22 protein-coding genes are annotated in these 20,608 nt (G+C 69.8%); 7 read left to right on the top strand and 15 right to left on the bottom strand.

From position 1 onward, the window contains the following. Positions 1 to 39: 39 nt before the first annotated feature. The 5 genes from htpX to PE066_RS14935 form a co-directional block, all read right to left on the bottom strand. Complete coding sequence (gene htpX / locus PE066_RS14955; RefSeq protein WP_271233324.1) at positions 40 to 912, bottom strand: protease HtpX; 873 nt, start codon at positions 910 to 912, stop codon at positions 40 to 42. Between the two features lie 101 nt (positions 913 to 1,013). Further along, complete coding sequence (locus PE066_RS14950) at positions 1,014 to 1,748, bottom strand: DUF3025 domain-containing protein (protein ID WP_336298429.1); 735 nt, start codon at positions 1,746 to 1,748, stop codon at positions 1,014 to 1,016. Positions 1,749 to 1,753: 5 nt separating this feature from the next. Further along, positions 1,754 to 2,503, bottom strand: a complete 750-nt coding sequence (locus tag PE066_RS14945) for an NYN domain-containing protein (RefSeq protein WP_271233323.1) — start codon at positions 2,501 to 2,503, stop codon at positions 1,754 to 1,756. Next, a complete protein-coding gene (gene pyrC, locus PE066_RS14940) occupies positions 2,500 to 3,546 on the bottom strand; it encodes a dihydroorotase (protein ID WP_271233322.1) in 1,047 nt (348 codons plus the stop codon). Before pyrC ends, PE066_RS14945 begins: the two co-directional genes overlap by 4 nt. A gap of 22 nt (positions 3,547 to 3,568) precedes the next feature. After that, positions 3,569 to 4,519 (bottom strand): helix-turn-helix domain-containing protein, encoded by a 951-nt coding sequence (locus PE066_RS14935; RefSeq protein ID WP_271233321.1) that lies wholly within the window; start codon positions 4,517 to 4,519, stop codon positions 3,569 to 3,571. Positions 4,520 to 4,687: 168 nt separating this feature from the next. Here PE066_RS14935 and PE066_RS14930 point away from each other — a divergent pair, with 168 nt between their 5' ends. The 6 genes from PE066_RS14930 to PE066_RS14905 all read left to right on the top strand — a co-directional run bounded on the left by PE066_RS14930 (position 4,688) and on the right by PE066_RS14905 (position 10,881). Continuing rightward, the gene (locus PE066_RS14930) at positions 4,688 to 5,893 is read left to right on the top strand and encodes an amino acid ABC transporter substrate-binding protein (protein WP_271233320.1); all 1,206 of its coding nucleotides are present in this window, start codon (positions 4,688 to 4,690) and stop codon (positions 5,891 to 5,893) included. A gap of 91 nt (positions 5,894 to 5,984) precedes the next feature. Further along, on the top strand, positions 5,985 to 6,860 hold the full coding sequence (locus PE066_RS14925) for a branched-chain amino acid ABC transporter permease (protein WP_271233319.1): 876 nt from the start codon (positions 5,985 to 5,987) through the stop codon (positions 6,858 to 6,860). Then, a complete protein-coding gene (locus tag PE066_RS14920) occupies positions 6,857 to 7,846 on the top strand; it encodes a branched-chain amino acid ABC transporter permease (RefSeq protein WP_271233318.1) in 990 nt (329 codons plus the stop codon). The genes PE066_RS14925 and PE066_RS14920 overlap by 4 nt, the downstream gene beginning before the upstream one ends. Next, positions 7,839 to 8,615, top strand: a complete 777-nt coding sequence (locus PE066_RS14915) for an ABC transporter ATP-binding protein (RefSeq protein ID WP_271233317.1) — start codon at positions 7,839 to 7,841, stop codon at positions 8,613 to 8,615. The genes PE066_RS14920 and PE066_RS14915 overlap by 8 nt, the downstream gene beginning before the upstream one ends. Further along, the gene (locus PE066_RS14910) at positions 8,612 to 9,400 is read left to right on the top strand and encodes an ABC transporter ATP-binding protein (protein ID WP_271233316.1); all 789 of its coding nucleotides are present in this window, start codon (positions 8,612 to 8,614) and stop codon (positions 9,398 to 9,400) included. Before PE066_RS14915 ends, PE066_RS14910 begins: the two co-directional genes overlap by 4 nt. Before the next feature lie 26 nt (positions 9,401 to 9,426). Continuing rightward, the gene (locus PE066_RS14905) at positions 9,427 to 10,881 is read left to right on the top strand and encodes an aldehyde dehydrogenase (RefSeq protein WP_271233315.1); all 1,455 of its coding nucleotides are present in this window, start codon (positions 9,427 to 9,429) and stop codon (positions 10,879 to 10,881) included. A 174-nt stretch (positions 10,882 to 11,055) separates the two neighbouring features. Here PE066_RS14905 and PE066_RS14900 read toward each other — a convergent pair whose 3' ends face one another. The 10 genes from PE066_RS14900 to PE066_RS14855 form a co-directional block, all read right to left on the bottom strand. Next, positions 11,056 to 11,793: an amino acid ABC transporter ATP-binding protein gene (locus PE066_RS14900; protein WP_271236588.1), complete on the bottom strand. Its 738-nt coding sequence runs from the start codon at positions 11,791 to 11,793 to the stop codon at positions 11,056 to 11,058. 30 nt (positions 11,794 to 11,823) lie between these two features. Next, the gene (locus tag PE066_RS14895) at positions 11,824 to 12,495 is read right to left on the bottom strand and encodes an amino acid ABC transporter permease (protein WP_271233314.1); all 672 of its coding nucleotides are present in this window, start codon (positions 12,493 to 12,495) and stop codon (positions 11,824 to 11,826) included. Beyond that, positions 12,496 to 13,254, bottom strand: a complete 759-nt coding sequence (locus tag PE066_RS14890) for an amino acid ABC transporter permease (protein ID WP_271233313.1) — start codon at positions 13,252 to 13,254, stop codon at positions 12,496 to 12,498. 108 nt (positions 13,255 to 13,362) lie between these two features. After that, a complete protein-coding gene (locus tag PE066_RS14885) occupies positions 13,363 to 14,262 on the bottom strand; it encodes an amino acid ABC transporter substrate-binding protein (protein WP_271233312.1) in 900 nt (299 codons plus the stop codon). A 117-nt stretch (positions 14,263 to 14,379) separates the two neighbouring features. Next, the gene (locus tag PE066_RS14880) at positions 14,380 to 15,810 is read right to left on the bottom strand and encodes an aspartate ammonia-lyase (RefSeq protein WP_271233311.1); all 1,431 of its coding nucleotides are present in this window, start codon (positions 15,808 to 15,810) and stop codon (positions 14,380 to 14,382) included. Between the two features lie 87 nt (positions 15,811 to 15,897). Further along, positions 15,898 to 16,857, bottom strand: a complete 960-nt coding sequence (locus PE066_RS14875; protein ID WP_271233310.1) for a LysR substrate-binding domain-containing protein — start codon at positions 16,855 to 16,857, stop codon at positions 15,898 to 15,900. A gap of 79 nt (positions 16,858 to 16,936) precedes the next feature. Further along, the gene (locus tag PE066_RS14870) at positions 16,937 to 17,398 is read right to left on the bottom strand and encodes a metallophosphoesterase family protein (protein WP_271233309.1); all 462 of its coding nucleotides are present in this window, start codon (positions 17,396 to 17,398) and stop codon (positions 16,937 to 16,939) included. Positions 17,399 to 17,410: 12 nt separating this feature from the next. After that, complete coding sequence (locus PE066_RS14865; RefSeq protein WP_271233308.1) at positions 17,411 to 18,352, bottom strand: threonine/serine dehydratase; 942 nt, start codon at positions 18,350 to 18,352, stop codon at positions 17,411 to 17,413. Between the two features lie 100 nt (positions 18,353 to 18,452). Then, complete coding sequence (gene ispH, locus PE066_RS14860; RefSeq protein ID WP_271233307.1) at positions 18,453 to 19,391, bottom strand: 4-hydroxy-3-methylbut-2-enyl diphosphate reductase; 939 nt, start codon at positions 19,389 to 19,391, stop codon at positions 18,453 to 18,455. Then, complete coding sequence (locus PE066_RS14855; RefSeq protein WP_271233306.1) at positions 19,388 to 19,852, bottom strand: FKBP-type peptidyl-prolyl cis-trans isomerase; 465 nt, start codon at positions 19,850 to 19,852, stop codon at positions 19,388 to 19,390. Before PE066_RS14855 ends, ispH begins: the two co-directional genes overlap by 4 nt. Positions 19,853 to 19,927: 75 nt before the next feature. Between PE066_RS14855 and radC the strand changes: the two genes are divergently transcribed. Next, positions 19,928 to 20,605 carry a RadC family protein gene (gene radC, locus PE066_RS14850; protein ID WP_271233305.1) on the top strand — a complete coding sequence of 226 codons (678 nt, stop codon included), beginning with the start codon at positions 19,928 to 19,930 and terminating at the stop codon, positions 20,603 to 20,605. Positions 20,606 to 20,608 lie beyond the last annotated feature (3 nt).

Below are 20,608 nucleotides of genomic sequence, written 5' to 3'. Positions count from 1 at the left end.
GCCGCCCGAGGGCGGCCTTCCTGTTCGGTGTGCGAGCGGTCAGCCCTGCGCCTGCTGCAGCGCCGCGATCCGCTCCTCGATCGGCGGGTGGGTGGAGAACAGCTTGCCCACGCCCGAGGTGATGCCGGCGGTCTGCAGGCCCTGGGGCAGCTCGCCCGGCACCATGCCGCCGAGCCGGGCCAGCGCGTTGATCATGGGCTGGCGCCGGCCCATCAGCTGGGCCGAGCCGCGGTCGGCGCGGAATTCGCGCTGGCGCGAGAACCAGGCCACGATGATCGCCGCCAGGAAGCCCAGCAGGATGTCCAGCACGATGGTGGTGACGTAGTAGCCGATGCCGGGGCCCGAGCGCTGCTCGCCGCGGCTGAGCCAGCCGTCCACGACGTAGCCGATCACCCGCGACAGGAAAACCACGAAGGTGTTCATCACGCCCTGGATCAGCGTCATGGTCACCATGTCGCCGTTGGCGATGTGGGCCACCTCGTGGCCGATGACGGCTTCCACCTCCTCGCGGGTCATGCCTTGCAGCAGCCCGGTGGACACGGCGACCAGCGCGTTGTTCTTGAAGGCCCCCGTGGCGAAGGCGTTGGGCTCGCCCTGGAAGATGCCGACTTCCGGCATGCCGATGCCGGCCTTGTCGGCGAAGCGGCGGACCGTCTCGACGATCCAGGCCTCGTCGGCCGAGCCGGTGCCGTCGATCACCTGCACGCCCGAGCTCCACTTGGCGACCGGCTTGGAGATCAGCAGCGAGATGATGGCGCCGCCGAAGCCCATGATGAAGGCAAAGCCCAGCAGCGCGCCCAGGTTCAGCCCATTGGCGGTGAGGTAGCGATTGACGCCCAGCAGGCTGGCGACGATGCCCAGCACCACCACGACCGCGAGGTTGGTGGCCAGGAACAGGACGATGCGTTTCATGAAGGCTCCGGAGTCGGATGGGTTTTGCCGCAAAAGATGAGGTGGGCGCCGCCGGATTCAAGCCCCGGCAAGACGCTCCGAGCGCGCGATTCTGCCTTGCTTCAGCGTCGGGGCGGCCGGAAAACCGTCGAGTCGGCGTAGAAGGAAAAGTTCTCGCTGGCCGGCCACCAGCCGGGGATGCCCAGCACCGGCAGCGGCGTGAACGGCTTGGCGGCCAGCCGCTCGGTGGTGCAGCGCGGCGCCAGCCAGGCATCGGCCGCCGCCGGATCGGCATCCGGGCAGGGGTCGCGCCAGACATGGGCCGTCAGGTTCTTGCGCGGCCGCGCGAGCTGCTCCAGCAGCGCGTGGCCGAACACCAGCAGGCGCGCCTGCGCCCACAGCGGCCGCAGGCCCACGAACAGGCGCTGCCAGTCGCGCGTGAGCAGCGCTTCCCACAGCGGCGGCGGCGCCTGCAGCAGCGCGCCGTTCTCGTCGAACAGCGTGATCGCGTCGCGCACCGGCCCGCGCCGGCCGCTGATGCCATGGACGGCGATCTGCTGCGCCTGCAACTCGTTCAGCCGCCGCTTGGCCAGCGGCATGCGCAGCCAGCACAGGCCGTTGAGGAAGTCATGCAGGTTGTCGCGGGTCGGGCAGGCGCGGCGCTCGAAGATGAAGCGCTCGTAGGGCTCGCCGGCGGGCAGCTGCGACTGGGCGACGAAGCGCACCGGCGAGCCATCTCCGGCATTCAGCGCTTCGGGCACGGAGGCGCCCGCAACGCAGCGGGCCCAGGCCGGCGCTCCCATCCCGCGCCAGGGCGCGAACCAGGGCAAGTCCCAGTCGATCGAACCCGATTCCACCGTTCCTACGACCGGCCGCGCGCCCGCTTGTCGCGCACCATGACGCTGGACTTGCCCTCGTCGGCCACCTCGAACAGCTGGGTGGCGACCAGCAGCTTGGTCAGGGTGGCATAGCCGTAGTTGCGCGAATCGAACGACGCCTGGTTGGCGATCTGCTGGCCCACCGCGCCGACCCGGGCCCAGCCCTGGTCGTCGGCCGCCGCCTCCACGGCATTGCGCAGCAGCATCACCAGCTTGGCGTCCTGCTTGAGCTGGGCGGTGGTGGCGCGCAGCCGGGCCGCGGGCGCTTCGCTGCCGGACTCGTCGGCTTCGGCCGCGGGCGGCGGCAGCTTGTCCAGGAACAGGAAGCGCGAGCAGGCGTTGACGAAGGGCTCGGGCGTCTTGCGCAGGCCGAACCCGTAGACCGCGGCGCCTTTGGCCCGCAGGTGCATCACCAGCGGCGTGAAGTCGGCGTCCGAGGACACGATGCCGAAGGCGTCCGGCGCATCCGAGTAGAGCAGGTCCAGCGCGTCGATCACCATCGCCATGTCGCTGGCGTTCTTGCCCTTGGAGTAGTCGAACTGCTGCATCGGCCGGATCGCGTGCTCGTGCAGGATCTCCTCCCAGCCGCGCAGCTCGGACTTCTTCCAGTTGCCGTAGGCGCGCCGGATGCTGGTCTCGCCGAAGGTCGAGAGCTCGTTGAGGATGACGTCGATCTGCGAGGCCGGCGCGTTGTCGGCGTCGATCAGCAGCGCCACGCGCGCACGCGGCGTCATGCGCGCGCCCCCGCCACGGCCTGCCAGCGCAGGGATTCGCCCGCGCGCAGCGGCTTGAGCTGCGCCTCGCCGAAGGCGTAGGCGTCGGGCACCGTCCATTCGGTGCGCTGCAGCGTCAGCGTGCCCGTGTTGCGCGGCAGCCCGTAGAAGTCGGCGCCGTGGAAACTCGCGAAACCCTCCAGCTTGTCCAGCGCGCCGGCGGCCTCGAAGGCCTCCGCGTACAGCTCCATCGCCGCGTGCGCGGTGTAGCAGCCGGCGCAGCCGCTGGCGTGCTCCTTCAGGTGCGCCGGGTGGGGCGCGCTGTCGGTGCCGAGGAAGAACTTCGGGTTGCCGGAAGTGGCCGCTTCGACCAGCGCCACCCGGTGCGTCTCGCGCTTGAGCACCGGCAGGCAGTAGTAGTGCGGCCGGATGCCGCCGGTGAAGATGGCGTTGCGGTTGTACAGCAAGTGGTGCGCCGTGATGGTGGCGGCGGTCAGCGCGCCGGCGTCGTGCACGTACTGCGCGGCCTCGCGCGTGGTGATGTGCTCCAGCACGATCTTCAGCCCGGGGAAGTCGCGCCGCAGCGGAATCAGCTGCTGCTCGATGAACACCGCCTCGCGGTCGAACAGGTCGACGTCCGGCGAGGTCACTTCGCCATGCACCAGCAGCGGCAGTCCTTCGCGCTGCATCGCCTCGAGCGTCGGGTAGGTCTTGCGGATGTCGGTGACGCCGGCGTCGCTGTTGGTGGTGGCGCCGGCCGGGTACAGCTTGAGGGCGACCACGCCGGCCTCGCGCGCGCGGCGGATCTCGTCCGGCGGCAGGTTGTCGGTGAGGTACAGGGTCATCAGCGGCTCGAAGGCGACGCCCTCGGGCACGGCCTCGAGGATGCGGGCGCGGTAGGCCGCCGCCTGCGCGGCCGTCGTCACCGGCGGCCTGAGGTTGGGCATGATGACCGCGCGCCCGAACTGGGCCGCCGAATGCGGCACCACGGCCGCCATGGCAGCGCCGTCGCGCACGTGCAGGTGCCAGTCGTCGGGGCGGGTGATCTTGATCGTCTGGGACATCCGCCGATTGTCCCAGAGGCCCTCAGCGCCCGGGTCCGAGCCGGAAGGCCGACGGCGTCATCCCCGTGCGGTCGCGGAACACGCGGCTGAAGTGCGAGGGATTGCCGAAGCCCCAGCTCAGTGCGATGTCGGTGATCGGCCGCGCGTGCGGGCCATCGCTCTGCAGCTCGCGGATGCAGGCCTCCAGCCGCAGGCGCTGGATGTAGCCGGCGATCGACTCGCCCTCGCCGCTGAAGGCGTTGTACAGGTGGCGCCGGCTGCAGTTGAGCGCGCGCGCGATGCTGTCGGCCGACAGCTCCGGGTCGCGCAGGTGCTGCTGCACGTGGGCGCGGATGCGGTCGCGCAGCGCCTCGCGCTGGGTCAGCGCCGTTTCCTGGCCGGCCAGCTCGAGCAGCGACAGCCGCACCAGGTGCTTGATGGTCTCGCCCGCGCCCTGCGCCGCGGCGGCGCTCATGCTGGGCAATTCCAGGTAGGTGTTGCGCATGGTCTCCAGCGCCACCCGCGAGATGCCGCTGGCGCCGAGCCGGCGCGCCATCTGGCCGTCCAGGCGCTGGCCGCGTTCGCCCACGCCCTCCTTGGGCACCATGACGATCAGGTGGTCCGAGCGCTCCGGGTTGCCGATCTGGTAGGTGCCGGTGGTGTCGTAGATCACCCAGGCGCCGTCGCGCGCGCAGGCCTCACGGCCCTGCTGCTGCACCATCGCGCTGCCCTGCCAGGGCGCGACGATCTTCAGGTAGCCGGCGTCGCTGCCGCGCACCATCGAGGCGGTGCGCAGCACCCGGTGGCGATTGGCCTCCAGCCGGGTGAGGATCACGTCGCCGGCGTGCGAGGAACTCAGGTGGCCGTCGAACTCGCTGTCGCCGTACAGGTCGGTCTGCAGGCCGCCGAAGTGCTGCGACAGCCACTCGCACCATTGCGGCGCCCGCTCGCGCGCAGCGAGGTCGTCAGTGCTCAGGAGGGTGGACCCGGCCATGGCCCGGATTATTGGAGAGCGCGCCGGCCGCGGGCTCAGGTGGGATATCTAAGGGATAACCCTAATCACTCTGCACGGCCGGAGCAATGCTTCTGCGCGCACAGCACAGCGGCGCGCGGGGCCGTTTCCTACCATGCGGCGTACCCGAAACCTTCCCAGGAGACATCCATGGACCAGCGCAAGGTCGGCGCCAGCCGCCGCCACTTCCTCCAGGGCGCCGCCGCCGTCGGCGCCGCCGCCGTCGCTCCCTCGCTGATGGCCCAGTCGGCCCCGGTGCGGGTCGGCTACGCCATGGCGCGCACCGGCCCCTGGACCGGCGGTGCCCAGGTCAGCCAGGAGCCCAACTACCTGCTGTGGGCCGAGCAGCAGAACGCCGCCGGCGGGCTGGACGTCAAGGGCGCCCGGCGCAGGATCGAGTTGATCGGCAGCGACGACCGCAGCGAGATCGAGACCGTGATCCGCACCTACGAGAAGCTGATGGGCAGCGACAAGGTCGACCTGATCCTGCCGCCCTGGGGCAGCAACGCCAACTTCGCGCTGGCGCCGCTGGCCAACCGGCACGGCTACCCGATGCTGGCGCCCACCGCCCTGTCGCGCAAGCTGATCGACATGAACCTGCCGTTCTTCTTCTCGCTGCTGCAGCAGCCGGACCGCATGATGGGCGCGCTGGTCGACATGCTGAAGGCGAACAACGTCAAATCGGTGGCCATCGTCTACATGGACGACCTGTTCGGGCTGGAGAACTTCGCCGCCCTGAACAACGAGCTGAAGAAGACCTCCATCCAGGTGGTCGAGCGCAAGAGCTACCCGCTGGGCGTGAAGGACCTGTCGCCGGTGCTGCGCAGCCTGAAGGAGCTCAATCCCGACGCCTTCATCGGCATCACCTACCCGCCCGACACCATCCTGGCGTCCAAGCAGGCCAAGGAAGTGGGCTTCAACCCGAAGTTCTTCTACGCCTCGGTGGGCACCGCGTTCCAGCTGTACAAGAACGTGATGACGCCGGCCGGCGCCGAGGGCGTGCTGGGCATGGGCTCGTGGAACGCCAAGACCTCGGCCGGCGCCAAGGCCTACTTCGACGCCCACACCGCGAAGTTCAACAAGGAGCCGGACCGCTGGGCCAGCGGCCATGCCTGGGCGGCGCTGGAGATCCTGACCGCCGCCGTCAAGGACGTCGGCCTGGACCGCAAGGCGATCCGCGACTACGTGGCCAAGGGCACGCACAAGACCATCGTGGGCGACATCAAGTTCACCGGCAGCGAGAACACCGCCACCCCGGGCACGGTGAGCCAGTGGCAGAAGGGCGAGTTCGAGGTGGTGTGGCCGCAGAACGTGGCGACCGCCAAGCTCAACCCCGCCAAGCCGGCCTGGCAGTGACGACACCGCGCCGGCGCGCCGCGCCGGGCCGGTTGCATTCCCCATCCATCCGCCGTCCCCGCCAGCGCGGGGAGGGCCTGAAGTAGCACGCATGTCCCTCGGCGCCTGGACCGAACTCATAGCCTCCGGCCTGATCACCGGGGGCATCTACGCGCTCGTCGCGCTCGGGCTGAACCTGCAGTACGGGCTGATGCGCATCCTGAACATCGCCCACGGCGAGTTCCTGATGCTGGGCGCCTACCTGACCTGGATGGCGCACGCCAGCCTCGGCTTCTCGCCGCTGCTGATGATCCCGCTGTCGTTCGTCGCCCTGCTGCTGCTCGGGCTGGTGATCCACCGCCTGTGCTTCCGCCGGCTGGCGGCGACCTCGCCCAACGTCGACGTCTTCGAGGCGCGCGGCCTGATGGTCGCCTTCGGCCTGATGTTCCTGGTGCAGAACCTGGTGTCCTGGGTCTGGGGCGGCGACCTGCGCGGCTACGACTACCTGGCCCAGCCGGTGGCCTTCGGCGGCGCCCAGTTCGCGGCCAACAAGCTGCTGGTGTTCGTGCTGGCGCTGGTGTTCAGCGGCGGGCTGATGCTGCTGCTGCGCCAGACCCTGCTGGGCAAGGCGGTGCGCGCGCTGATGCAGTCGCCCACCGGCGCCCAGCTGGTGGGCATCAACACCGGCCTGCTGCACCCGCTGATGTTCGGCATCGGCCTGGGTTTGTCGGGCATCGCCGGCGCGCTGCTGTCGATGGCCTACACCATCTCGCCGTCGATGGGCGAGCCCTACACCGTCACCGCGCTGATCGTCATCACGCTGGGCGGTTTCGGCAGCATGGGCGGCGCCCTGGCCGGCGGCCTGCTGCTGGGGGTGGTGGAGGCGCTCGGCATGCACTTCACCAACCCTTCGCTCAAGGCCCTGCTGTCCTACGGCGTCTTCATCGGCGTCCTGCTGCTGCGCCCGCGCGGCCTGTTCTCCAAATGACTTCCCGCCAACTCCTGGTGCGCGACCTGCTCGTGCTGCTGGCCTTCTGCGGCTGGGCCCTGGCCCTGCCGGCCTGGGGCAGCGACTTCCTCGTCTCGCTGGCGCTCAGCTGCCTGATGTACGTGACCCTGTCCTCGAGCTGGGCGCTGTTCTGCGGCACCACCCGCTACCTCTCGCTGGCGACCTCGGCCTTCTTCGGCCTGGGCGCCTACACCTCGGCGATCGTGCTGGCCGACCTGGGCTGGCTGGGCACCATCGCCGTCGGCGCCGCGGTGGCGGCGGTCGTGGCGGCGGTGATGGGCGCGGCGGTGCTGCACCTGCGCGGCACCTACTTCGCCGTGCTCACCTTCGGCATGACCGAGCTGATCCGCCACGCCGTCACCTACTTCGAGAAGAGCGTGACCGGCACCGTCGGGCGCGTGCTCACCGTCGTGCCGGAGCCGCAGACCATCTACGTGACCATGGTCGGCCTGGCCGTGCTGTCGGTGGCCGTTTCGATCTGGGTGCGCCGCACCCGCTTCGGGCTGGCGCTGGCCGGCATCGGCAGCGACGAGCAGCGCGCCCAGACGCTGGGCGTGAACACGCGCTGGGTCAAGCTGGCGGGCTTCGCGCTGACGGCGGCCTTTGCCGGGGCGGTCGGCGCCGCGATGTCGGTGCGCTGGACCTACATCGACCCGCACACCGTCTTCAACCCGTTCATCGGTTTCCAGACCGTGCTGATCGCGCTGATCGGCGGCGCGCTGACCCTGTGGGGGCCGCTGATCGCCGCCATCGTGTTCAGCGTGCTGGCCGAGACGCTGCGGCTGCAGGCGCCGCAGGTCTACATGATGACGCTGGGCCTGCTGCTGATCCTGTCGGTGCTGTACCTGCCGGACGGGCTGGCTTCGCTGCGCTGGCACACCTTCGCCGGCTGGCGCGAAGCGCTGCGCAACCGCTGGCGCGGCCTGCGCGGGCAGGCGCCGACTGCGGGAGGCCGCCATGCGTGAGGACAGCAAGACCGTGGCGCCGCTGCTGGAGGCGCGCGAGCTGAGCGTGCGCTTCGGCGGCCTGGTCGCCGTCGATGCCGTCAGCGCCACCCTGCACGCCGGCGAGCTGGTCGGCATCATCGGCCCCAACGGGGCCGGCAAGACCACCTTCTTCAACGCCATCTCGGGCGTGCTCGCGCCGACCTCCGGCCGGCTGGCCGTGCGCGGCCACGACCTCACCGGCCAGGGCCCGCACAAGTTCGCCGCGCAAGGGCTGGCGCGCACCTTCCAGACCCCGCGCGTGTTCGCCGAGATGCCGGTCGCGGCCAACATCGAATTCGGCCTGCAGTTCGCCGGCCGCCGGCGTTCGGACGCGGCACCCTGGGCGCTGCGCGACGCCGAACGCATCCTGGAGCTGATCGGCCTGTCGCGCCAGGCCGGGCTGCCGGCCGGCGCCATCACGCCTTCGCAGCAACGCCTGCTGGAAATCGGCATGGCGCTGGCGACCCGGCCGCGCCTGCTGCTGCTGGACGAAGTGGCGGCCGGCCTGACCGAGGCCGAAGTCGAGGAGATGGCCGGCCTGATCCGCCGCCTGCGCGACGAACTCGACCTGTCGGTGGTCTGGATCGAGCACGCCGTGCGCACCCTGCTGCGCCACGTCGAGCGGGTCATCGTGCTGCACCAGGGCCGCAAGATCGCCGATGGCGCGCCGGCCGAGGTGGTGCGCAACGCCGAGGTGATCGAGGCCTACCTGGGCGACGAGATGGCCGACGCCGGGGAGGCCGCATGATGTACTGGAGCGAGACGCCGTTCGAGCTCGGCGGCGGCACGCGCCACGCGCAGCTGCACGTGAGCGGCCTGGGCGCCGGCTACGGCGCATTCCGGGTGCTGCGCAAGCTGTCGCTGGAGGTGCGCCCGGGCCTCACCGTGATCCTGGGGCCCAACGGCGCCGGCAAGACCACGCTGCTGCGCGCGCTCAACGGCCTGCTGGCGCGCCAGGGCGAAGTCCTGCTCGACGGCCAGCCGCTGCCGCACAAGACCGATGCCATCGTGCGCGCCGGCGTCGCGCTGGTGCCCGAAGGCCGGCAGCTGTTCCCGCAACTGACAGTGCAGGAGAACCTCGAGCTGGGCGGCTGGCTTGCGAACAAGGCCGAGCGGGCCCGGCGCCTGGAGCAGGTGCTGGCCGATTTCCCCAAGCTGCGCGAGCGCTCGCGCCAGCTGGCCGGCACCATGAGCGGCGGCGAGCAGCAGATGGTGGCGGTGGCGCGCGCCCTGATGAGCGCGCCGCGGCTGCTGATGCTGGACGAACCCTCGCTCGGCCTGGCGCCGCGCATGGTCGACGAGCTGCTGGCGATCGCCCGCCGCATCGCCGATGCCGGCACCACCGTGCTGATGGTGGAGCAGAACGTGAAGAAGGCGCTGGCCGTGGCCGACCGCGGCTACGTGCTGGAGCGCGGCGCGCTGGTGGCCAGCGGCGCGGCGAAGCTGCTGGCGCGATCGAGCGTGGTGCGCGAGGCCTACCTCGGCACCGGCGAGAGCAAGACCGAACCCGGGGCGGTGGCGCCTGCCCGCTGAAGGCGCCTCAGAGCAAAGGAGTACCCATGTCCGACCTGTCCATGTTGATCAACGGCCTGAAAGTCACGGCCGAAAAGGGCGCCACGTTCGAGCGCCGCAACCCGCTGGACGGCTCCGTCGCCACCCGTGCGCCGGCCGCCACCCCGGCCGACGCGCTGATGGCCGCCGACGCCGCCGCCGAAGCCTTCAGGACCTGGAGCGAGACCGGCCCGACCGAGCGCCGCGGCCTGCTGCTCAAGGCGGCCGACCGGCTGGAGGCCAAGCTGCCGCAGTTCGTCGAGGCGATGGCGGCCGAGACCGGCGCCACCGCCATGTGGGCCGGCTTCAACGTCATGCTGGGCGGCAACATGATCCGCGAGGCGGCCTCGCTGACCACCCAGATCGCCGGCGAGGTCATCCCGTCGGACGTGCCCGGCTCGCTCGCGATGGGCGTGCGCCAGCCGGCCGGCGTGGTGCTGGGCATCGCGCCCTGGAACGCGCCCGTGATCCTGGGCGTGCGCGCGGTCGCCACCCCGCTGGCCTGCGGCAACACCGTCATCCTCAAGGGCAGCGAGAACTGTCCGCGCACCCACCAGCTGATCGTCGAGTCCTTCCAGGAAGCCGGGCTGCCGGCCGGCGTGGTGAACTACCTCACCAACGCACCGCAGGACGCCGGCACCCTGGTGGAAGCGATCGTGGCGCACCCGGCGGTGCGGCGCGTCAACTTCACGGGATCCACCCGCGTGGGCAAGCTGATCGCGCAGACCTGCGCCAAGTACCTCAAGCCGGCCGTGCTGGAGCTGGGCGGCAAGGCGCCGCTGGTGATCCTGGACGATGCCGACATCGACGACTCGGTGAACGCCGCCGCCTTCGGCTGCTTCGCCAACAGCGGCCAGATCTGCATGAGCACCGAGCGCATCGTCGTGGACGAGGCGGTCGCCGACGAGTTCGCGCGCAAGTTCGCGGCCAAGGCGAAGTCGCTGCCGGTGGGCGACCCGCGCAAGCCGGACCCGGTGGTGCTGGGCAGCGTGATCGGCATGGCGGCGGTGGAGCACTGCAACGCGCTGATCGACGACGCGCTGGCCAAGGGCGCCAGGCTGCTGTGCGGCGGCAAGGCCGACAACACCCTGATGGCCGCCACCGTGCTGGACCACGTGACGCCGCAGATGCGCATCTACCACGAGGAGAGCTTCGGCCCGGTCAAGCCGATCGTGCGGGTGCGCGGCGTCGAGGAGGCCGTGGCCTGCGCCAACGACAACGAGTACGGGCTGTCGGCGGCGGTGTTCGGGCGCGACCTGGCGCGCGCCTTCAACGTGGCGCGGCGCATCGACTCGGGCATCTGCCACGTCAATGCGCCCACGGTGCACGACGAGGCCCAGATGCCCTTCGGCGGCGTCAAGGGCAGCGGCATGGGCCGCTTCGGCGGCCGCGCCGGGGTGGCCGAGTTCACCGAGCTGCGCTGGATCACCATGCAGACGACGCCGCGGCACTATCCGTTCTGACGGTTGCGGCAGCCTCGGCGGGAACCGGGGCGCGTCCCTGGTTCCGACCGAAGGTCGAACCGTTCGCGCGGAATAACATGCAGCGCGAACACACTTTGGGCCAGGAGCCGGCGTTGCCGGGCCTGGCCCAACTGTTCAGATGCACCGAGAAAACGCGCAGCGTTTTCTCGGCGTCTAGTGCGCCAGGATCTTGTTCAGGAAATCCTTGGTCCGCGCCTGCCGCGCGTCCGGGTTGCCGAAGAAGTCGTCCTTGCTGCAGTCCTCCAGGATGCGGCCGCCGACGTCGATGAAGATGACGCGGTTGGCCACCTTGCGGGCGAAGCCCATCTCGTGGGTGACCACCATCATGGTCATGCCCTCCTTGGCGAGGTTGACCATCACGTCCAGCACCTCGCCGACCATCTCGGGGTCGAGCGCCGAAGTGGGTTCGTCAAACAGCATGACGACCGGGTCCATCGACAGCGCGCGGGCGATGGCCACGCGCTGCTGCTGCCCGCCCGAGAGCTGGCCGGGGAACTTGTCCTTGTGCGCCATCAGGCCCACCCGGTCGAGCATCTTCAGCCCGCGCACCTTGGCTTCGTCGGGGCTGCGGCCCAGCACCTTGATCTGCGCGAGCGTCAGGTTCTCGGTCACCGACAGGTGCGGAAACAGCTCGAAGTGCTGGAACACCATGCCGACGCGGCTGCGCAGCTTGGGCAGGTCGGTCTTCGGGTCGTTGACCTGGATGCCGTCGACGAAGATGTCACCCTTCTGGATCGGCTCCAGCGCATTGACGGCCTTGATCAGGGTGGACTTGCCCGAGCCCGAGGGTCCGCACACGACCACCACGTCGCCCTTTTCGATGCGCACCGAGCAGTCTTCCAGCACCCGCACCGGCCCGTACCACTTGGAAATGTTCTTGATCTCGATCATGGGTTTGTCGCTCATGGGACGGCCTTTTCTTCAGCGGATGATCTGCACCTTGAGCTGCACGCGGCGCACCAGCCGCGACAGCCCCAGGCACATCAGGAAGTACAGCACGGCGGCCAGCAGGTAGGCCTCGATCGGGCGGCCCAGGTTCTTGCCGGCGGTCTCGAAGCCCTTGAGCATGTCGTAGGCGCCGATGGCATAGACCAGCGAGGTGTCCTGGAACAGGATGATGGTCTGCGTCAGGAACACCGGCAGCATGTTGCGAAAGGCCTGCGGCAGCACGATCAGCCGCATGTTCTGGCCATAGGTCATGCCCATGGCGTAGCCGGCGTTGACCTGCCCGCGCGGGATCGACTGGATGCCGGCGCGCACGATCTCGGAGAAGTACGCCGCCTCGAACGCGATGAAGGTGATCACCGCCGACATCTCGGCCCCGATCTGGCGCCCGATGGCGAACGGGATCAGCAGGAAGAACCACAGCAGCACCATCACCAGCGGGATGGAACGCATGGTGTTGACGTAGGCGGCGGCCGGCAGCACCAGCGCCTGCACGCCCGACAGCCGCATCAGCGCCAGCACGGTGCCCAAGGCGATGCCGCCTACCGTGGCCACCACCGTCAGCCATAGGCTGAAGACGAAGCCCTTGAAGACGAAGGGCGCCAGCAGGTCCCAGCTGAAGAAGGTCAGGTCGAGGTTGCCCAGCATCTAGTGGCCCCCCGCCATGCCGCCGGCGGCCACGAAGCCCGGCACCCGCGTGCGCGACTCGATGAAGGCCATGATGCGGTTGATCACGAACGCCGACAGCGCGTACAGCACCGTCACCGCCAGGTACATCTCGACCGGCGCCGCCGTCTCCTCGCCCGACTGCATGGCGAAGAAGGTCAGCTCGGTGATCGACACCGCGAAGGCGACCGATGAGTTCTTCATGATGTTCATGGACTCGCTGGTCATGGGCGGGATGATGATGCGCAGCGCCATCGGCAGCAGCACGTAGCGGTACGTCTGCCAGGTGCTCAGCCCGAGCGCCAGCCCGGCGTAGCGCTGCCCGCGCGGCAGCGCCTGGATCCCGGCGCGCACCTGCTCGGCGATGCGCGCCGAGGTGAACATCCCCAGCGCCATGACCACCAGCACGATCGAGGGCACGTCCCTCATCACCGGGAAGATGCCCGGGATGACGAAGTACCACAGGAAGATCTGCACCAGCAGCGGGATGTTGCGGAACAGCTCGACCCAGGCGTTGCCGAAGCGCACCACCCAGGGCCGGTCGGGCAAGGTGCGGATGGTGCCGATCGCCAGCCCGGCGACCAGCGCCACGACCAGCGCGAGCAGCGACACCGTCAGCGTCCAGCCCCAGGCCGAGACGATCCAGTTCAGGTAGGTTTCGTCGCCGCCCCTGCCGAAGCAGCCGGTGACGGTCTCGCCGGTGGTGGTCTCCTTGCAGAAGACCTGCCATTTCCAGGCCATGCGCTTCTCCTCTTCGCCTCTGATCGCCCATCTTCGCGGGCGCCCCCGCCAATGACAAGACCCCTGCCGAAGGCATCGGACAGGGGCCTTGGTTCGCTCAGCCCGGGGTTACTTCTTGGCGTAGTCTTCCATCGGCTTGTCGTTCGGGTTGGCCCAGGCCGCCTTGGTGCTCTCGGACAGGGCCAGGCCGATCTTGATGTTCTTGGGCGGGATCGGCTGCAGGAACCACTTGTCCCACAGCTTGTTCATCTCGCCGCTCTTGATCAGGCCGGCGATGACGTCGTTGCCCAGCTTCTTCAGGCCGGCGTCGTCCTTGCGGATCATGATGGCGATCGGCTCGACGTTGATCACTTCGCCCACGATCTTGAAGTCGGCCGGGTTCTTGGCGTTGGCGATGTTGCCGGCCAGGATGGAGCCGTCCATGACGAAGGCGTCGGCGCGGCCCGACTCCAGCATCAGGAAGCTGTCGGCGTGGTCCTTGCCGAAGACTTCCTTGAAGTCGACGCCGTTGGCGCGCTCGTGCTTGCGCAGGTGCTGCACGGAGGTGGTGCCGGTGGTGGTGGCCACCGTCTTGCCGTTGAGCTGGGCGATGCTGTTGATGCCGGAGTTGGCCTTGACGGCGATGCGCACTTCCTCGACGTAGGTCGTGTTCAGGAAGCCAACGTCCTTGGCGCGGGCGGCGTTGTTGGTGGTGGAGCCGCACTCGATGTCCACGGTGCCGTTCTGCACCAGCGGGATGCGGTTCTGCGAAGTGACCGCCTGGTACTTCACGTCGAGCTTGCGGCCGACCTGCTTTTCCAGCTCGGCCAGGATGCGCTGGCAGATCTCCACGTGGAAGCCGGCGTACTTGCCATCGCCCAGGGTGTACGACAGGGCGCCCGAGGACTCGCGCACGCCCATGGTGACGGAGCCCGTGGCCTTGGCCTTGGCGATGGTGTCGCTGGCCTGCGCGAATGCGGTGCCGGTGGCGCCGGCGGCCAAAGCGGCAAGCAGCAGAACCTTCTTCATGGAAATCTCCTCAAGGGGATGGGTGGGTGAACGGACAACGAAATTCTAGGGACTCGGCCTTGCGGGAATACCCGAATCCCACCTTGCCATGGCGAGGGAACTGCGTGCCATGAAGGTTCATGCGGCCTTGCCGCCCTCGCCCTCCAGCCGCATCGGCTGGGTCAGCTTTTCGGGCACCAGCAAGGCTTCCATCTGTTCGCGGGTCAGGATGCCCAGCGATTCAGCCACTTCGTCGATCGGCGCGCCGGTGGCGATGGCGGTCTTGGCGATCAGCGCCGCCTTCTCGTAGCCGATGATCGGGTTGAGCGCGGTCACCAGCGTCACCGATTCGCGCACCCGGCGCGCCAGCAGGTCGCGGTTGGCCTCGATGCCCGAGACGCAATGGGCCTGCAGCGTCAGGCAGGCGTTGGACAGGTGCTGGATGCTCTTGTAGAGGCTCCAGCCCATGATCGGCTCGAAGGCGTTCAGCTGCAGCTGCCCCGCTTCGGACGCCATGGTCACGGTGACGTCGTTGCCGATCACCTCGTAGGCCACCTGGTTCATCACTTCCGGGATCACCGGGTTGACCTTGCCCGGCATGATGGACGAGCCGGCCTGCCGCGGCGGCAGCTTGATGTCGCCGAAGCCGGCCTGCGGCCCGCTCGACAGCAGCCGCAGGTCGTTGCAGGTCTTGGACAGCTTGGTCGCCACCCGCTTGAGCACGCCCGACAGCTGCACGAAGGCGCCGGTGTCCTGGGTGGCCTCGACCAGGTTGGGCGACTTGATCACCGGCACGCCGCTGACCTCGGCCAGGTGGCGGCAGGCCAGGTCGGCGTAGCCGGCCGGCGCGTTGATGCCGGTGCCGATGGCGGTGGCGCCCAGGTTCACTTCCTGGATCAGGGCGCGCGCCTCGCGCAGCCGCGCCTCGTCCTCCTCGATCATCACGGCGTAGGTGGAGAACTCCTGTCCCAGCGTCATCGGCACCGCGTCCTGCAGCTGGGTGCGGCCGATCTTGAGGATGTCCTTGAACTCCTCGGCCTTGGCCTCGAAGCCGGCGCGCAGGAAGGCCATCGAGTCGAGCAGGCGGTCGATGCCGAACCACAGCGCCACCCGCACCGCCGTCGGGTAGACGTCGTTGGTGCTCTGCGAGGCGTTGACGTGGTCGTTGGGATGCAGCACGTCGTAGCGGCCCTTCTCGAAGCCCATGTGCTGCAGCGCCAGGTTGGCGATCACCTCGTTGGCGTTCATGTTGGTCGAGGTGCCGGCGCCGCCCTGGATCACGTCGACCACGAACTGGTCGTGGAACTCGCCCTCGATGAGCTGCTCGCAGGCGGCCACGATGGCATGGGTGCGCGCCTCGTCCAGCACGCCCAGCTCGAGGTTGGTGCGGGCGGCGGCCTTCTTGACGAAGCCGAAGGCGCGCACCAGCTCCGGCATGGCCGAGACAGGCGTGCCGGAGATCGGGAAGTTCTCCACGGCGCGGGCGGTGTGCACGCCCCACCAGGCGTGCGAGGGGATCTGCTTTTCACCGAGGAAATCGCGTTCGATGCGGTGGTCGTTGCTGGGCATGGGGACGGGGCGCCGGAGGCGTCGAAATGTAGCGGCGGGGCCGCGGGGCAGCCAATGCTGATTGGGCTGCGGCTTTATGCGGAAAAATTATGGCCGGCCGGCGAGGACCTTGGGTCCTTCCTCGGCCGCGCCCTGCGCGGCCAGGTAGGCCCACAGGGCCTGCACCGTGCGCTTGGGCGCCTCGCGCGGCGATGGCTTCTCGCGGTAAGCGCGGATGTCCATCGCCATCTGCAGCGCAGCGCCGGGCGGCGCCGCCGGCACCAGCTTGCGGGCGCGCAGCTCCTTCTTGACCGCGCTGTGCGGCAGGAAGGCGACGCCATGGCCTTCCAGCGCCATCACCTTCAGGCCCTCGGCCATGTCGGTCTCGTAGACCCGGTCGAGGTGGATGGCGGTGGGCGACTGCTTGAGGATCAGGTCGGTCACCCGGCCGAGGTAGGCGCCCGGCGCATAGCCCAGGTAGGGCAGCGGATGGCCGGCGCGGCCGGGCAGCTGGAACAGCGGCTCGCCGTCCGGGCCCGGCTTGCAGTACGGCGCCAGCACCTCCTCGCCCAGGGTGACCATCTGGTAGCGGTCGGGGTCGAGCTGCAGCGGCTGCGAGGCGTGGTGGTAGGCGATCAGCACGTCGCAGCCGCCTTCGACCAGGCGCATCACCGCGTCATGCACGTTCAGCGCGATCAGGCGGCTCTTGATCGGCCCGAACTTGTCGCGCAGGCTGGACACCCAGGCCGGGAAGAAGGTGAAGGCCAGGGTGTGCGGCACGGCGAACTCGATCACGTCCTGGCCGGCCGTGGAGTGGCCGCGCAGCATGGCACGCGTGCTCTGTAGCGCCTGCAGCATCTCCAGCGACTGGGTGTAGAGCGTCTCGCCGGCGGGCGTGAGGCGGGTCGGGTAGGAGCTGCGGTCGACCAGGTCGGTGCCGGCCCAGGCCTCCAGCGCCTGGATGCGGCGCGAGAAGGCCGGCTGCGTCACATGGCGAAGCTGCGCCGACCGGCTGAAGCTGCGTGTCTCGGCCAGGCTGACGAAGTCCTCGAGCCATTTCGTTTCCATGACGGATTATTGTCTCCCTCTTGTTGTGTTCCGCCGCTCCCCGGCAGGCGCAGGAGCCAGCGCAACGCGCCGGCGGCGCTCAGGGACTGAATTCCACGATCCGCGCCGCCACGGAATCGCCGTCCACCACCAGCTCCCCGGCCGCGATCGGCAGCTTGAAGCGGCGCGGGCCGGCGCTGCCGGGGTTGACGAACAGCACGCCTTCGCGTTCCTGCACCTGCGGCTTGTGCGAATGGCCGGACACCACCACGCGTGCGCCCCTGGCCCCCGGATGCCGGGGCAGGTCGGCCAGGTCATGCACCATGAAGATCGCCACCTGCTCGACGGCGACCCGCTCCCCTTCGGCCAGCCGGTCGGCCCAGGCGCCGCTGTCGTTGTTGCCACGCACGGCGTTCACCGGGGCGATTCGCTTCAGCTCCCGCAGCACCGCTTCGTCGCAGACGTCGCCCGCGTGCAGGATCCGGTCGCTGCCGCGCAGGAACTCCAGCACCTGCGGGCGCAGCAGGCCGTGGGTGTCGGAAATCAGGCCGATGCGCGTCATGGCGCGGCGCGCTCAGGCCAGGCTGGCCGGGTCCAGGTTGGCGCCGCAGACGACCAGCGCCACCACCTCGCCCGGCTGCGGCCGGTAGAGGCCCTGCTGCAGCGCGGCCAGCGGCAGCGCCGCCGCCGGCTCCACGGCCAGCTTCATCTGCTGCCACAGCCAGAGCTGCGCCGAACGGATCGCGGCATCCGGCAGCAGCAGCGATTGCGGCACCCAGCGCTCCGCGATGTCCCAGGCCAGCCGGCCGATGCGCTTGGCACCCAGCGAATCGGCGGCAATCCCGCCGACCGCCACGTCCACCGGCTCGCCCGCCTGGCGGGCCCGGTGCAGCGTCGGCGCGAGTTCGGGCTCCAGCGCAATCACCCGGCTGCGATCCTCGAACCAGGCGGCGATGCCGGCGACCAGCCCGCCGCCACCCACGCTGACCAGCACCGAATCGGGCGCACCGCCGCCCTGCTCTTCGATCTCGCAGGCCAGCGTGCCGGCGCCGGCGACCACTTCCGGCTGGTCGTAGGCATGGGTGAGCAGCGCGCCGGTGGCTTGCTGGCGCGCCAGGCAGGCCTCCAGCGCCTCGGCATAGACGGCGCCGCTCACCACCACCTGCGCGCCCAGCTCGCGCAGCCGCGCCTGCTTGGCCGGGCTGCAGACGGTGGGCACGAACACTTCGCAGTGCACGCCCAGCTCGCGCGCCGCCGCCGCGGTGGCGATGCCGGCATTGCCGCCGGAAGCGACGATCACGCCGGCAGCCGGAATCGGGTGGGACAGCAGCCGGTACAGCATGCCGCGCGCCTTGAAGCTGCCGGAGGTCTGCAGCTGCTCCAGCTTGAGCCAGACCTCGGCGGCCTCCACGCCCAGCGCGCTGCCGGGCAGCTTCATCAGCGGCGTGCGGCGGATGAAATGCGGGTAGCGCTCGCGGAAGATGCGGGCGGCTTGCCCGATGGCGGCGGGGTTCATGGGGCCACTCGTTCCCGTGGACATCCGGGGCATCCCTTGTCGCCAGCGCCGCACGCGCGTTGCGCTGGCTCCCCGACTGCGCGGGGTTGACGGGCCATCGTCAAATCTTCAGCCCCTTGGGCAGCGGGAACTTCACGGTCTCGCGCACGCCGTCCATGCGCTGCACGGCCACGCCGCCCAGCGAGCGGATGCGATCGATCACCTGGGTGACCAGCAGCTCCGGCGCCGATGCGCCGGCAGTCAGGCCGATGCGCGACTTCCCCTCCAGCCACCCGGGCTGGACTTCGTCGGCGCTGTCGACCATGTAGCTGGGCACGCCCAGCTTGCGCGCCAGTTCGGCCAGCCGGTTGCTGTTGCTGCTGGTCGGGCTGCCGACCACGATCACTACCTCCACCTGCCGCGACATCACCTTCACCGCGTCCTGCCGGTTCTGGGTGGCGTAGCAAATGTCCTGCTGCTTGGGCTCGCGAATGAGGGGGAAGCGCTGGCGCACCGCCGCCGAGATCTCGGCCGCGTCGTCCACCGACAGCGTGGTCTGCGTCACCAGCGCCAGCCGTTCGGTCTGCGCCGGCTGGACCCGGGCCACGTCGGCCACATCCTCGACCAGGTGGATGCCGTGGTCGAGCTGGCCCATGGTGCCTTCCACCTCGGGGTGGCCCTTGTGGCCAATCATGATGAATTCGTAGCCGTCGCGCGCGAGCTTGGCCACTTCCATGTGCACCTTGCTCACCAGCGGGCAGGTGGCATCGAAGATGTCGAAGCCGCGCCGGCGCGCCTCGTCCTGTACCGCCTTGCTGACGCCGTGGGCCGAGAACACCAGCGTGGCGCCGGCGGGCACCTGGTCCAGGTCCTCGATGAAGATCGCGCCCTTGGCCTTGAGGTCGTTGACCACGTAGGTGTTGTGCACGATCTCGTGGCGCACGTAGATCGGCGCGCCGAACTTGGCAAGTGCGCGCTCGACGATCTCGATCGCGCGGTCGACCCCCGCGCAGAAGCCGCGCGGCTCGGCCAGGATGACTTGTTTCGCGGCGGTGGTCACAGCACCCCGATCAACTGGACCTCGAAGGTCACCGGCTGGCCCGCGAGCGGGTGGTTGAAGTCGAACAGCACGGCGTCGGGAGCGCCCTCGCGCCCGACCTGCCGCACGGCGCCGGCGTAGCTGCCCTGGCCGTCCGGCGCCGGGAACTCCACCACCTCGCCGACGTGGTACTCGTCCTGCGGGTCGCCCACTTCGCGCAACAGCTTGCGCGCGACCCACTGCACCATGTCCGGGTTGCGCTCGCCGAAGGCCTCGCCGGCGGCCAGTTCGAAGGTGGCGCGCGCGCCCTCCTCCAGGCCGATGAGGCGCTGCTCCATGGCCGGCGACAGCTCGCCCGTGCCCAGTGTCAAAGTCGCGGGCTTGTCGCGGAAGGTGTTGATGACGTCGCCGCCGGGCCCGGCCAGGCGGTAGTGCAGCGTCAGGAAGGAGCCCGGCTGCACGCGGGGCGTAGGGGATGGCATGACAGGGTGGATTTTACGGTCGGGAGCGATTCCGCCTGCGGCGCCGGGGCAGACCCGCGCTTGGCGCCACGCCCAATGACCCTCCACCACCTGCCCGCCGACGCCCGCCCGCGCGAGAAGCTGCTGGCGCGTGGCCCCGCCGCCCTGTCCGACACCGAATTGCTGGCCCTGCTGTTGCGCACCGGCCTGGCGGGCAAAGGCGTGTTCGCGCTGGCGCAGGAACTGGTGGACGACTTCGGCGGCATCGCCGGCCTGCTGCACGCGCGGCCCGAGGACCTCAAGCGCATCAAGGGCCTGGGCGGGCCCGCCAAGCGGGCCGAGCTGGTGGCGGTGCTGGAGCTGGCGCGCCGCGCCATGGCCCAGCAGTTGCGCGCGCGCGAGGTGTTCAGCTCACCCGACGCCGTCAAGCACTACCTGCAGCTGCACCTGGCGCGCCAGCCGCACGAGGAATTCGCGGTCATGTTCCTGGACGCCCAGAACCGCCTGATCGAGCTGGAGGTGATGTTCCGCGGCACGCTCACGCAGACCTCGGTCTACCCACGCGAGATCGTCGTGCGCGCCCTGGCGCACGAAGCCGCCTCCGTGGTGCTGTCGCACAACCACCCCAGCGGCACCGTCTACCCCTCGCGCGCCGACGAAGCCCTGACCCAGACCCTGAAGGCGGCACTGGCGCTGGTGGACGTGCGCGTGCTCGACCACGTGATCGTGGCGCCGGGGGATGCGCTGTCGATGGCGGAGCGCGGGCTGCTGTGAGCG

The sequence above is a fragment of the Ramlibacter tataouinensis genome (genome assembly GCF_027941915.1).
In the GTDB taxonomy this organism is placed as follows: Bacteria; Pseudomonadota; Gammaproteobacteria; order Burkholderiales; family Burkholderiaceae_C; genus Ramlibacter; species Ramlibacter tataouinensis_C.
This window is presented reverse-complemented; position numbering and strand designations above follow the sequence as displayed.